General features: G+C 70.2%; 13 protein-coding genes. 4 read left to right on the forward strand and 9 right to left on the reverse strand.

Annotation, left to right across the window (positions count from 1 at the left end; translation table 11 throughout):
- Positions 1 to 53 precede the first annotated feature (53 nt).
- Both JJL56_RS02625 and JJL56_RS02630 read left to right on the forward strand, forming a co-directional pair.
- Entirely contained in the window at positions 54 to 485 is a 432-nt protein-coding gene (locus JJL56_RS02625) for a PaaI family thioesterase (RefSeq protein WP_200484086.1), read from the forward strand.
- Positions 482 to 1,282 (forward strand): oxepin-CoA hydrolase, alternative type, encoded by an 801-nt coding sequence (locus JJL56_RS02630; protein ID WP_200484087.1) that lies wholly within the window; start codon positions 482 to 484, stop codon positions 1,280 to 1,282. The genes JJL56_RS02625 and JJL56_RS02630 overlap by 4 nt, the downstream gene beginning before the upstream one ends.
- 112 nt (positions 1,283 to 1,394) lie before the next feature.
- Here JJL56_RS02630 and gndA read toward each other — a convergent pair whose 3' ends face one another.
- Both gndA and gntR read right to left on the reverse strand, forming a co-directional pair.
- Positions 1,395 to 2,837 (reverse strand): NADP-dependent phosphogluconate dehydrogenase, encoded by a 1,443-nt coding sequence (gene gndA / locus JJL56_RS02635; RefSeq protein ID WP_200484088.1) that lies wholly within the window; start codon positions 2,835 to 2,837, stop codon positions 1,395 to 1,397.
- A 65-nt stretch (positions 2,838 to 2,902) separates the two neighbouring features.
- On the reverse strand, positions 2,903 to 3,979 hold the full coding sequence (gene gntR, locus JJL56_RS02640; RefSeq protein WP_247890907.1) for an HTH-type transcriptional regulator GntR: 1,077 nt from the start codon (positions 3,977 to 3,979) through the stop codon (positions 2,903 to 2,905).
- Between the two features lie 166 nt (positions 3,980 to 4,145).
- Here gntR and JJL56_RS02645 point away from each other — a divergent pair, with 166 nt between their 5' ends.
- Both JJL56_RS02645 and edd read left to right on the forward strand, forming a co-directional pair.
- Positions 4,146 to 4,649 (forward strand): gluconokinase, GntK/IdnK-type, encoded by a 504-nt coding sequence (locus tag JJL56_RS02645; protein ID WP_200484089.1) that lies wholly within the window; start codon positions 4,146 to 4,148, stop codon positions 4,647 to 4,649.
- Positions 4,650 to 4,677: 28 nt separating this feature from the next.
- Positions 4,678 to 6,477, forward strand: coding sequence for a phosphogluconate dehydratase (gene edd / locus JJL56_RS02650; RefSeq protein ID WP_200484090.1), 1,800 nt, complete (start codon positions 4,678 to 4,680; stop codon positions 6,475 to 6,477).
- 185 nt (positions 6,478 to 6,662) lie between these two features.
- Here edd and JJL56_RS02655 read toward each other — a convergent pair whose 3' ends face one another.
- From JJL56_RS02655 to JJL56_RS02685, 7 genes are all read right to left on the reverse strand, one after another.
- Positions 6,663 to 7,415: a 2-keto-4-pentenoate hydratase gene (locus JJL56_RS02655; RefSeq protein ID WP_200484091.1), complete on the reverse strand. Its 753-nt coding sequence runs from the start codon at positions 7,413 to 7,415 to the stop codon at positions 6,663 to 6,665.
- A gap of 26 nt (positions 7,416 to 7,441) precedes the next feature.
- A complete protein-coding gene (locus JJL56_RS02660; protein WP_200484092.1) occupies positions 7,442 to 8,494 on the reverse strand; it encodes a LacI family DNA-binding transcriptional regulator in 1,053 nt (350 codons plus the stop codon).
- 12 nt (positions 8,495 to 8,506) lie between these two features.
- Positions 8,507 to 9,445 (reverse strand): 2-hydroxyacid dehydrogenase, encoded by a 939-nt coding sequence (locus tag JJL56_RS02665; RefSeq protein WP_200484093.1) that lies wholly within the window; start codon positions 9,443 to 9,445, stop codon positions 8,507 to 8,509.
- Between the two features lie 26 nt (positions 9,446 to 9,471).
- Complete coding sequence (locus JJL56_RS02670) at positions 9,472 to 10,260, reverse strand: amino acid ABC transporter ATP-binding protein (protein ID WP_145623743.1); 789 nt, start codon at positions 10,258 to 10,260, stop codon at positions 9,472 to 9,474.
- 143 nt (positions 10,261 to 10,403) lie between these two features.
- Positions 10,404 to 11,204: a transporter substrate-binding domain-containing protein gene (locus JJL56_RS02675; RefSeq protein ID WP_035676336.1), complete on the reverse strand. Its 801-nt coding sequence runs from the start codon at positions 11,202 to 11,204 to the stop codon at positions 10,404 to 10,406.
- A gap of 35 nt (positions 11,205 to 11,239) precedes the next feature.
- Positions 11,240 to 11,893: an amino acid ABC transporter permease gene (locus JJL56_RS02680; RefSeq protein ID WP_145623742.1), complete on the reverse strand. Its 654-nt coding sequence runs from the start codon at positions 11,891 to 11,893 to the stop codon at positions 11,240 to 11,242.
- Positions 11,894 to 11,907: 14 nt separating this feature from the next.
- The gene (locus JJL56_RS02685) at positions 11,908 to 12,582 is read right to left on the reverse strand and encodes an amino acid ABC transporter permease (RefSeq protein ID WP_145623741.1); all 675 of its coding nucleotides are present in this window, start codon (positions 12,580 to 12,582) and stop codon (positions 11,908 to 11,910) included.
- Positions 12,583 to 12,853 lie beyond the last annotated feature (271 nt).

A 12,853-nucleotide genomic window follows, 5' to 3' on the forward strand; every position in this document is an offset into this window, starting at 1 on the left:
TTCGTGCGACACTTGCGCTCCAGAACCAAGAAGACGGGTTGGAGAGCGCTTTTATGGACGACTTGATGAAGGGGGAACCGGCCTCCGGCTTCCAAAACCTGCTCGGCTACAGGCTGGTGCGGTGGGAAGAGGGCGTGGCGGAGGTGGAGCTGACCATCGCTCCGCAGCACCGCAACCGGGGTGGCGTCCTGCACGGCGGCGCGTTGATGACCCTGCTCGACACCGTCATGGGATTCGCGGCGACCCACTGCGCAGTGCCCGGCCATTCCCGCCGGGTTGTCACGCTGTCGCTGTCCTCCAACTTCCTCGGTGCCGTGGCGGAGGGCACGGTGGTGGCCCGCGGCACGCTGTTGGGTGGCGGGCGCAAGATCGTCGGTTGCCGGGGCGAGGTGCGGCGCAAGGAGGACGGCGCGCTGCTGGCGTCCGCCGAGGGAATGTTCAAATATGCCCCCGGAAGCGAAAATCCGGAGGGAACGCCCCGATGACCAATACGAACGATAAGAAGACTGGTTTGGACATCGCCCAGGACGGTCGTGTCCTGCGCCTGACCATCAACGACCCGGCCACCCGCAACTCGATCGGCCCGGCGCTGATGGAGGCGGCCCGCGCCGCCTTCGACGCGGCGGCGGCGGACGCGAGCGTCGGGGCGGTGGTGCTGACCGGTGCCGAGGGAGCCTTCTGCTCCGGCGGCAATCTGAAATGGCTGAAGGAGGCGCGCAACGGCGACCGCGAGTCGGTGCGGGCGGGGGTGGAGAGCTTCCACGCCATGATCCGCAGCCTGCGCGCCTGCCCCAAGCCGGTGATCGCCGCGGTCGAGGGGCCGGCGGGCGGGGCGGGCTTCCCGCTGGCGCTGGCCTGCGACCTGATCGTCGCGGCGGAGGACGCGGTCTTCACCTTGTCCTACATCAAGGTCGCGTTGACTTCGGACGGCGGCGGCACGGCGTCGCTGGCCCGCGCGCTGCCGCCGCAACTCGCGGCGGAGATCCTGTTCGAGGGCGGGCGCGTGGCGGCGCCGCGTCTGGCGCAGCTCGGCATGATCAACCGGCTGACCGCCCCCGGCGGCGCGCTGGCCGAGGCGACGGCGTGGGCGGAGCGGCTGGCGAATGGCCCGACCGCGGCGCTGGGCCGCGCCAAGGGGCTTTTGGAAGTGGCTTACGGCGGGCTGGCGGATCAGCTCGACCGCGAGCGCGACGCCTTCGTGGAGTCGCTGTTCAACGACGAGGCCGGGGAGGGCGTGACGGCCTTCTTCGAGAAGCGGGCGCCGGTGTTTCCGAAGGGGTGAGTGCGAGCGTAGGCCCCCACCCCGGCCCTCCCCCGCTATCGCAGGGGAGGGAGCTTAATCCCCTCCCCTGCGATAGCGGGGGAGGGTTAGGGAGGGGGCCCGGTTCAACCACTCACCCCACCTTCCACTCCGTGTGCACCATGCCCGGACGGTCGGTGCGCTCATAGCCGTGGGCGCCGAAATAGTCGCGCTGGGCCTGGATCATGTTGGCCCACAGCCGGCCGCTGCGGTAGCCGTCCCAGTAGGACAGCGCCGAGGCCATCGCCGGAACCGGCACCGCAGCCAGCGTCGCGGCGGCCACCACGCGGCGGAAGCCGGCGTCGCCGCGGGTCATCAGGCCGGCGATGTCGGGGTCCAGCATCAGGTTCGGCAGTTCCGGCGCACGGTTCAGCGCGGTCAGGATGCGGTCGAGCAGGCGGGCGCGGATGATGCAGCCGCCGCGCCAGATGCGCGCCACCGCCGCCAGATCGACGTCCCAGCCGAACTGCCGGCTGCCCGCCGCGATCACCGCGAAGCCCTGGGCATAGACCGCGATCCGCCCGCTGAGCAGAGCGTCGCCGACCGACGCGACCAGATCCTCCGTGGAGGGGGCGTGCGGGATTGCCAGCGCCTCGGCGGCGCGCACGCGCTCGTCCTTCAGGGCGGACAGGCAGCGGGCGTGCACGGCCTCGGCGATGGTCGGGGCGGGCATGCCCAGCTCCAGCGCCGTGGTCGCCGCCCAATGGCCGGTGCCCTTCTGGCCGGCGGCGTCGCGGATGACCTCCAGGATCGGGGCGCCGGTCTCGCCGTCCTTCGTGCGCAGGATGTCGGTGGTGATCTCCATCAGGTAGGAAGCCAGCTCCCCGCCGTTCCATTCGGCGAAGATGTCCGCCAGACGCTCGTAGGAGCAGCCGCCGATCTCGCGCAGAAGATGATACGCCTCGGCGATCAGCTGCATGTCGGCGTATTCGATGCCGTTGTGGATCATCTTCACGAAATGACCCGCCCCCTCCGGCCCGACGCGGGCGAAGCAGGACTCGCCGTCCGGCGCGCGGGCGGCGATGGCGGCCAGCAGCGGGGCGACGGGGGCCAGCGCCTCGGCGTCGCCGCCGGCCATCAGGGCAGGGCCGCGCCGCGCCCCCTCCTCGCCGCCCGACACGCCCAGCCCGACGAAGCGCACGCCCGCCGCGGCGGCGAGCGCGGCGCGGCGGTTGGTGTCGCGGAAGTGGGAGTTGCCGCCGTCGATCAGCACGTCGCCCGGCGACAGGCGGGGCAGCAGGGCGGCCGTCAGCTCGTCCACCGGGGCGCCGGCGGGCACCATCATCAGGATCGTGCGCGGCGCCTTGAGCGCGCCCAGCAACGCCTCCACCGACGCGCAGGGGACGGCGTTGCCCACCTGGGCGGCGAAGGCGCCCCGGCGCCCCTCGTCCAGGTCGTAGCCCGCCACCACGGCCCCGTGGTCGGCCAGATTGGCGGCGAGGTTGCGCCCCATCACGCCCAGGCCGAGGACGGCGATGTCGGCCGAGCCTACGGCAGCGGATTCCGCTCCGGTCTCGGTCGCGTTGCCCTGCACCATTACGACGAACTCCCGTACTTTCTTTTCGATGACGCCCCGCGGCGCGGGGGGTCGGTTGCGGTCTCTCAAGTGGTCTCGCGGACCATCAGGCGAAAGCCCAGATCCACGCGGCGCGGATTTTCCGGGCTATTCGGCGTCCGGTCCGCCATGCCCGCGATCAGCAGGCGAGCGGCCTCCACGCCGATCGCGCGGCGGGGGGTGGCGACGGTGGTCAGCGGCGGGACGGTCCAGGCCGCTCCCGCCAGATCGTTGAAGCCGGCGACGGCCAGCCGCTCCGGCACCGGGATGCCCAGCCGCGCGCATCGGAACAGCGCGCCCTGGGCCAGATCGTCGTTGCACAGGAACAGCGCGTCGGTATCCGGGTGAGTGGCCAGCACGCGCTCCAGCAACTCCGCGCCCAGCGCGACGGAGGTGGCATCCGGCACCATCAGCTCAAGGTCCGGGTCGTACCGCCCGGTGTCGCGCAGAGCCTGCCGCCAGCCGTCACAACGCTGGCGCGTCCGCGGGTCGAGCTGCCCGGCGATCAACCCGATGCGCCGCCGCCCCCGCGCCGCGAGATGCGCGCCGACGGCGTAGCCGGCGTCGAACTGCGAGAAGCCGACCGTCTGCACCGGGCAATCGTCGTGCCCGCCCCCGGCAATCGGATAACCCTCCACGGCCAGATCCATGGTGTGGACGACCGGGATCGTCAGGCCGCGCAGCAGCTCCCAGGTGCCCGGCGTATGGTCGAGCCCGCTGAGGATCACCCCGTCGGGATCGTGGGCGAGCTGCGTGCGCAGGACGCGCTCCTCCGCCTCCGGGCCATAGCCGGTGATGCCGATCAGCGGCTGGTAGCCCTGCGGGCACAACGTCTCCTGCACGCCGGCCAGCAGGTCGATGAAGACGGCGTTGGTCAGGGAAGGGATCAGCACCGCCACCGTCATCGTCCGCGCCGAGGCCAGCGCCGAGGCCACGCGGCTGGGCACGAAGCCCAGGCGGCGGCTCGCCTCCTCGACGCGGGCGCGCACCTCCTCGCTGACCGTGTCGGGCCGGCGCAGGGCGCGGGACACGGTCATGGCGCTGACCCCGGCGGCGGCGGCGACGTCGGCCATGGTGGCGCGTCCGCTGCGCGAGGATCGGGGCTTGCGGGGAGTGGCGGTCATCAGCGTTCCAGTTGTCCGGCGGCCATTATCCCGCGCCGGATTGGGCTTTACAAGCCTCGTTTGTTAGCGGTAACATGCGCATCACTCCCCACACATATTGTTTCGAGGACCGACCGGCATGAGCGCTCTCCCGACTCCTGATGTTACCGCTAACATAAGCGGGGCCGTGGATGCGATCGTGGTGATGGGCGTGGCGGGCTGCGGCAAGACCTCGGTGGGGGAGGAACTGGCCCGGCGCCTCGGCTGGCAGTTCCTGGAGGGCGACGGCTTCCATCCGCCGGAGAACATTGCGAAGATGTCCGCCGGCATCCCGCTTCAGGACGAAGACCGCTGGGGCTGGCTGGACACCATCGCCGCCCACATCGCGCTGGCGCGGGAGGCGAAGGCGCCGATTGTGGTGTCCTGCTCCGCGCTGAAGCGGCGCTACCGCGACCGGCTGAGCGCCGGCGGGACGCGCGTCCTGTTTGTCCATCTGCACGGCAGCCGGGAAACCATACACGCCCGCATGGCCCTGCGCGCCGGTCATTTCATGCCGACCGCCCTGCTCGACAGCCAGTTCGCCGCGCTGGAGCCGTTAAAGTCCGGGGAGATGGGCATCGTCTGCGACATCGACGCCAGCCCGGCGGAGATCGCCGCCCGCGTCTCCTCCCGGATCGCTCCCGCCGCCTGAACATTCTGCCGTCTGGAAGGACCGCGCCATGAGTCTTCACCCCGTCCTCGACGCCGTCACCCGCCGCATCCGGGAGCGCAGCGCCACCTCCCGCGCCGCCTATCTGGAGCGGCTGCGGGCCGCCGCGGCGCAGGGGCCGCGCCGTCTGGCGCTCGGCTGCGCCAACCGGGCGCACGGCTTCGCCGGCTGCACCGCCGCGGAGGACAAAGCGGCGCTGCGCGGCGGCTCCACGCCGGCCATCGGCATCGTCACCTCCTACAACGACATGCTGTCCGCCCATCAGCCCTATGGGGACTACCCGGAGCGGCTCAAGGCGGCGGTGCGCGCGGCAGGCGGCGTGGCGCAGGTGGCGGGCGGCGTGCCGGCGATGTGCGACGGCGTCACCCAGGGCGAGCCGGGGATGGAGCTGTCGCTGTTCTCGCGCGAGGTCATCGCCATGGGAACGGCGGTCGCCCTGTCGCATGGCACCTTCGACGGCGTGCTGTGCCTGGGCGTCTGCGACAAGATCGTTCCGGGGCTGCTGATCGGCGCGCTGTCCTTCGGCCATCTGCCCACCGTCTTCGTGCCCGCCGGGCCGATGCCCTCTGGCCTGCCCAACAAGGAGAAGGGGCGCATCCGCCAGCAATACGCGGAAGGCAAGCTGGACAAGGAGGCGCTGCTTGAGGCGGAGGCGGCGTCCTACCACGCGCCGGGCACCTGCACCTTCTACGGCACCGCCAACTCGAACCAGATGCTGGTCGAGATGATGGGGCTGCATCTGCCGGGGGCGAGCTTCGCCAACCCCGGCACGGCGCTGCGCGACGCGCTGACCGACGCGGCGGCGCGGCGGGTGGTGTCACTGCGCACGCCCATCGGGGAGATCGTCGACGAACGCGCCATCGTCAACGCGGTGGTCGGGCTGCTGGCGACGGGTGGCTCGACCAACCACACGCTGCATCTGCCGGCCATCGCGGCGGCGGCGGGGATCGCCCTGACCTGGGAGGACTTCGCCGAGCTGTCGGCGGTGGTGCCGCTGCTCGCCCGCGTCTACCCGAACGGCAGCGCCGACGTGAACCATTTCGAGGCGGCGGGCGGTATGGCCTTCCTGATCGGGGAACTGGCCGGCGCCGGGCTTCTGCACGGTGACGCCGCCACCGTGTGCGAGGGTGAGGGCATCGCCGCCTACCGCCGTCCGCTGCGGCTGGAGGAAGGGGAATTGGTGCGCGGCGCGCCGGTCCGGGAGAGCGCCGACCCCGCCGTGCTGGCTCCGGTGTCGTCGCCCATGGCGGCGGAGGGCGGGCTGCGCGTGCTGAGCGGGCCGCTGGGCCGCGCGGTGGTGAAGGTCTCCGCCGTGAAGCCGGACCATCGCGTCATCGAGGCGCCGGCCCGCGTCTTTACCGATCAGGAATCGGTTCAGGCGGCGTTCCGCCGCGGCGAGCTGCATCGTGACGTGGTGGTGGTGGTGCGCTTCCAGGGGCCGAAGGCCAACGGCATGCCGGAACTGCACAAGCTGACGCCGCCGCTGGGCGTGCTCCAGGATCTCGGTTACCGCGTCGCGCTGGTGACGGACGGGCGGATGTCCGGGGCGTCGGGCAAAGTCCCGGCGGCGATCCACGTCACGCCGGAAGCCGCGGCGGGCGGCCCGCTGGGCCGGGTGCGGGACGGCGACCGGCTGCGGCTGGACACCGAGCGCGGCACGCTGGAGGTGCTAGTGGACGACGCGGAGTGGGACGCTCGCTCGCTGGCGGACGCGCCGGCGGATGCCGGTGTCGGCTGCGGGCGGGAGCTGTTCGGTGTGTTCCGCCGGGCGGTCGGCAGCGCCGAGGCCGGTGCGTCGGTGTTCGGCTGAGGGGTGATCCTATTGCAGTTTCCCTCTCCCCTCCGGGGAGAGGGTTAGGGTGAGGGGGGTGCGCGTATGCCGTACGTATCGCCATGCACAACCCCCTCACCGGCCCTCCGGGCCACCCTCTCCCCAGGGGGGGAGGGCTATAAAGGCCAGAGGTGACGGCCCTGGTCGGCGCCAGGGAAGTCCAATCACTTCACCGTCAGCTCGTAGGTGCCCATCGTCCCGTACACGGCGACCGACGTGCTTCCCGCCGGGACCATGACGGTGCCGACGTGCGAACCGGTGGTTACCACGTCGCCGGCCTTCAGGCCGCCCAGGCTGACCGCGCCGGTGTTGGCCATCCACACCAGAAGCCGCACCGGCTCGCCCGCCGAGTTGCCGGCGACCGTATCGGCCTTCGTCTCGCCGTCGACGACCAGGGCCACTCGCTCCTTCAGCGGCTCCAGCGAGCGCCAGTCGGCAATGGCCGGGCCGACGACCAGGGCGCCGTGGTTGAACTGGTCGGCCATGTGGCTGAACCACTCCTGCGAACCGAAGCCGGCGAAGCGCGTGTCGACGATCTCGAAGGCGGGATGGACTGACTCGACGGCGTCGAGGACCTCCTCGCGGCTGTAGGGCTCGGCGCGGGGCGGCAGGTCCTTGGCGAACTTGTAGGCGATCTCGGCCTCCATGCCGATGACCTGATAGTCCGCTGCGGGAAGCACCGTGGTGTCGAAGAACAGCGTGTCGGCGTGGATGGGGGCGCGGAACGGCTCCGAGTCCGGGGTGCGGGCGCCGACCTTCCAAGCGACCACCGGGCCGAGGCGGCGCGCCACGGCGTCCTGGATGGCGTAGGCCTCGGCCTCGCTGGTGGGGCGGGTCGGCAGGGCGGACAGCCAGTTGCGGGTCTCGCGCGCCTGGATCAGGGCATCGACGGAGTCGCTGAATGCGGAATCGTTCATCTCTTCGGGCCTTTGCTTTTCTTTGGTTATTGGTGCTTGTCGGGTTGGACTCTCATGGCGCCGCAGGATTCGCGGATGACCAGCCGGGCGGGCAGGATCACGCGCTCCGGAGCGCCCTGCGGGTCGGCGATGCGGCGCAGCAGCAGGCGGGCGGCCTCCTGCCCGATCTGGCGGGCGGAGGTCGCAACGGTGGTCAGGGCGGGGCGGCTCATCGCCGCTTCGGTCACGTCGTCGAAACCGGTCACGGCGATGTCCCGTCCCGCCCGCAGACCGCGAGCCTCCAGCCCCAGCATCACGCCGAACGCGACCAGATCGTTGTAGCACAGCATCGCGGTGGGCGGGTCGGCAAGGTCCATCAGCGGCCCCACCGCGTCCAGCCCGCCGCGCCGGGTGGCCGGGCAGCGCACGACAAGGTCCGGGGTTAGGCCGTGGCGGCGCAGCGCCGCGGCGAAGCCGACGCGGCGCCCGGCGAAGGCGGAGTGGGACAGGTTGCCGCCGACGAAGGCGATGCGGCGATGGCCGAGGCGCAGCAGATGCTCGGTCACCATCTCCATGCCGAACTCGTAATCCACCCCGGCGTAGTCACCTTCGCGGGCGGAGATGAAGCGCAGCGCCTGGACGACGGGAAGCTGCCACTGGCGCAGCCGGTCCAGCAGCGCCGGCGACGTGCCGGCGGCGGGGCAGATGATCACCCCGTCCACGTTCTGCTCGCGCATGCGCTGGAGGTAGCGGTCCTGCCGCTCTCCCGATTCCGCGGTGTTGGCGAGGAAGGCGACGACCCCCTGTTCACCCAGGACGTCATCCACCCCGGCGGTCAGCTCGCCGTAGAAGGAGTTGTTGATCTCGCAGACGAGCAGCCCGACGGTGTCGGTGCGGGCGGCGCGCAGGGTCGCGGCGCCGCGGTTGTAGACGTAGCCCAACGCCGCGATGGCGGCCTGCACGCGCTCCCTCGTCTCGGCGGCGACCAGCGGGCTGCCGCGCAGGACGAGCGAGACGGTGGACCGCGACACCCCGGCGTGGTGTGCCACCTCCGTCAGGGTGATGCGGGCCGGTCCGCCGCGCTCGTCGAGGATGGGCATTCACGCCGCCATTCAGACGACGGCGGTCGGCAGCGGCTGACCGGCGAAGAAGGCCGACAGGTTCGCCAGAACCAGATTGCCCATGGCCATCCGCGTCTCGATGGTGGCGCTCGCCTGATGCGGCTGGAGCACGGTGTTGTCGAGGCCGAACAGGGCCTCCGGCGCGTGCGGCTCGTTGGCGAAGACGTCCAGCGCGGCCCCGCCGAGGCGCCCGTCGGTCAAAGCGGCGACCAGCTCCGGCTCGTCCACCACGGCGCCGCGGGCGACGTTGACCAGCAGCCCGTCGGGACCCAGGGCCTCGATCACCGCCCGGTTGACCATGTTGCGGGCGTCCGGACCGGCGGAGGCGGCGACGATCAGGATGTCGCTCTCCCGCGCCAGATCGATCGGGGAGGCGACGAAGCGGTAGGACACGTCGCTGCGCGGCTTGCGGTTGGTGTAGGCGATGTCCATGCCGAAGCCGGCGGCGCGCTGGGCGATGGCCATCCCGATGCGGCCCAGACCCAGGATGCCCAGCCGCTTGCCGGTCACCTTGCGGGCCAGCGGCAGCCCGCCGCCCGGCCAGCGCCCGGCGCGCACGAAGCGGTCGCCGACCATCATGCGGCGCGACCCGGCGATCATCAGCCCGATGGCGAGATCGGCCACGTCGTCGGTCAGCACGTCCGGCGTGTTGGTGACGCGGACGCCGCGGCTGGCCGCGTGCTTCAGGTCCACCGCGTCGGTGCCGACGCCGTTGATCGCGACGATCCCCAGGCTGGGGCAGGCGTCCATGATCGCGTTGCTGACGCCCGTGCCGCCGCCGGTGACGACGGCGCGGACGCGCGGTCCCACCTCGGCGATCAGCCGGTCGCGGTCGGGCGCCCCGGCGAGGCGGTGGACGGTGTAGCCCGCGTCCAGCGCCGCCTCGATGTCCGGCATCATGGATTCGACGAGGAGGATCTCCGGCTTCATCAAACGCTGTCCTTAATGGGGAAGACTCAGTGGGTGAGGATCTGGCCGAGGAAGTTGCGGGTCCGCTCGGACCTCGGATTCGTGAAGAACTCGGCCGGGGTGGCCTGCTCGACGATCTCGCCGCGGTCCATGAAGATGACGCGGTCGGCGACCGACTTGGCGAAGCCCATCTCGTGCGTGACGCAGAGCATGGTCATGCCGTCCTCGGCCAGCCCGATCATGGTGTCGAGGACCTCCTTGACCATCTCGGGGTCCAGCGCGGAGGTCGGCTCGTCGAACAGCATGACCTTCGGGTTCATGCACAGCGACCGCGCGATGGCGACGCGCTGCTGCTGGCCGCCGGAGAGCTGGCCGGGATACTTGTCCGCCTGCTCCGGGATGCGCACGCGGGCCAGATACTTCATGGCGATGTCGCGCGCCTCCTGCTTGGAGGTGCCGCGCACCCGCATGGGCGCCAGCATGCAGTTCTCGACCACGGTCAGGTGGGGGAACAGGTTGAACTGCTGGAACACCATGCCGACGTCGCGCCGCACCTGATCGAGGTGGCGGTGGTGGGCGTCGATCGTGACGCCGTTGACGGTGATCGTGCCCTTCTGGTGCTTCTCCAGCTGGTTGATGCAGCGGATCAGCGTGGACTTGCCGGAGCCCGAGGGGCCGCAGATGACGATCCGCTCGCCCTTGCGGACCTCCAGCTCGATGTCCTTCAGCACATGGAAGCTGTCGTACCATTTCTGGACGCCGGCCATGCGGATGACGACCTCGCCGCTGACCGGCCGCGGCGCGGGGACGTCCGTCGTATCGTAAGCCGAGGCCATGGGGGGACTCCTCCTGCTCTGTGTAAACCCTCTCCCCTCTGGGGAGAGGGGAGGGTGAGGGGGATGCGCGTGTCGGAGCGTCCGGCAAAAGCGCAACCCCCTCACCCCAGCCCTCTCCCCAGAGGGGAGAGGGAGTTACGTCGTTACGACTTGGTCAGCGGGGGCAGGTCGGTGCCCAGCCACTTCTTGTGGACCTCGTTCAGCTCGCCGTTCGACTTCGCGGTCTCGATGAACTCGTTGACCCACTTCAGCAGGGCGTCCTGCCCCTTGCGCATGGCGATGCCCTGGACCTGACGGTTCAGCACGAACTTCATCTCGTAGTTGGCCTGCGGGGCCAGCTTCTTGATCTCCTTGGTGACCACGTTGCTGAGGCCCAGCGCGTCCACCTGACCGGACAGCATCGCCTGCACGGCGCTGGCGTCGTCGTCGAAGCGCATGATGCGCGCGTCCTTCGGGGCGACGGCGGTCAGGGCGTTGTCCTGGGTGCTGGCGCGGGCGACGCCGACGCGCTTGCCCGACAGCTCCGCGGCCTCCTTGATCTTTGTGTTGGCCGGGGCGACCAGACCGATCTCGATGGCGGCGTAGGGCTCGGAGAACTGCACCTGCTCGGCGCGGGCCGGGGTGATGCCCAGCGAGGCGACCAGCAGGTCGACCTTGTTGGTCAGCAGGTAGGGGATGCGGTTCGGGCCGGTGACCGGAACGATCTCCACCGGGACGCCCATGTGCTTGCCCAGCAGCTTGGCGACGTCGGCGTCATAGCCGTCCGGCTTGCCGTCGGCGGTGGTGATGCCGAAGGGCGGGAAGTCCACCAGCATGCCGATGGTCAGCTTGCCCTTCGACTTGATCTCGTCGACGGTCTGGGCGGCGGCCGGAGCGGCCAGGGCGACGGCGGCGGCCATCATGGCGCCGGCGACGGCGAGGCGGCGGGTGATCGACAGGGTCATTGGGGTTTCCTCACGGTTCTTATGAAAGGGGAGTATCAGCGGGTGGCCAGGGCGTAGCGCCGCTCCAGACGGGCGCTGAGCAGCGACAGCGGCCAGCACATCAGGAAGTAGAGCACCGCCACGATCCCGAACACCAGGAAGGGCTGGAAGGTGGCGTTGTTGACGATCTGCCCGGCGCGGGTCAGCTCGGTGAAGCCGATGATGGCGGCCAGCGACGTGCTCTTGATGAGCTGCACGAGGAAGCCCACCGTCGGCGGCACCGCGACCTTCACCGCCTGCGGCAGGATCACGTAGCGCATCAGCCCCGGATAGCGCAGGCCGAGCGCCGAGGCGGCCTCCCACTGGCCGCGCGGCACCGCCTGGATGCAGCCGCGCCAGATCTCGCCGAGGAAGGCGCTGGCGTTCAGCGTCAGGCCCAGCGCGGCGGCGGCCCAGGGATTCAGGTCGAGCCCCAGCACCGTGGCGCCGAAGAAGACCAGGAAGAGCTGCATCAGCAGCGGCGTGCCCTGGAACAGCTGGATGTAGCCGGTGGCGGCCAGCCGCACCGCCTTGATGTCGGAGGTGCGGGCCAGCGCGATGACCAGCCCGACCGTGGCCCCGCCGACGAAGGCGATGGCCGACAGCGCCAGCGTCCATTGCATGGCGCTGACGAGGAAGAGGAACTCGTTGTAACCGAAGGCGCGGATCATGATTCGGCCCTCCCTCAGCGCCGGTCGGTGTCGTAGGCGAAGGCCAGCTTGTAGATGCCGGCGAACAGCGCGGAGAACATCATCGCCAGCGCCAGATAGATGCCGGTAACCACGATGTAGATCTCGAAGCTGCGGAAGGTCTGCGACTGGATGTTGTTGGCGACCGAGGTCAGCTCGTCCGCCGAGATCGCCGAGACCACGCTGGAACTGAGCATCAGCAGGATGAACTGGCTGGTCAGCGCGGGGTAGACGGTGCGCAGCGCCGGCTTGATGACGATGTAGCGGAAGACCTGCAACGGCCTCAGCCCCAGCGCCAACCCGGCTTCGATCTGGCCCTTTTGGATCGATTCGATGCCGGCCCGGATGATCTCCGTCGCGTAGGCGCCGACATTGATCACCATGGCGATCAGCGCGGCGAGGTCGGGCGACAGGCGGATGCCCATGGTCGGCAGGCCGAAGAAGATCAGGAAGATCTGCACCAGGAAGGGCGTGTTGCGCACCACCTCGATGTAGGCGTTGATCACCCAGCGGACCGGCTTCGGCCCGGACGTCTTGCCGAGCGCGCAGAGGATGGCGACGATCAGGCCGAGCACCATGGCGCCGATCGACAGTTGCACGGTCAGCCACGCGCCCTGGAGCAGATAGTCCCAGGAATCGATGACCGCCTTGAAATCGAAGGTGTAGTTCACGGGCTTTCCCTCCGCATCCGGACCGGCCGCAACCATGCCGAGGGCGTTGCGCGCCGCCGGCGGACGGTCCCTGTGCGGGATTCTCGTTATCGGCCTCTCGTCGTCCGGCGAACCGCGGCGATGCCTCCGGCGCCGGATGTTGGGGGAGCCTATTTGGATCGATCCAAATGCGCAAGACGGAAAACGCAGCGCTGCGAAATTTAATTCGCGCATCAAACAATTAAGACGCGAAATATCCGCTGTGATGTTCCACCGTGATGGAGCATCCACG

Origin of the sequence: Azospirillum aestuarii (assembly GCF_016632405.1) — a bacterium.
Classification (GTDB): Bacteria; Pseudomonadota; Alphaproteobacteria; order Azospirillales; family Azospirillaceae; genus Azospirillum; species Azospirillum aestuarii.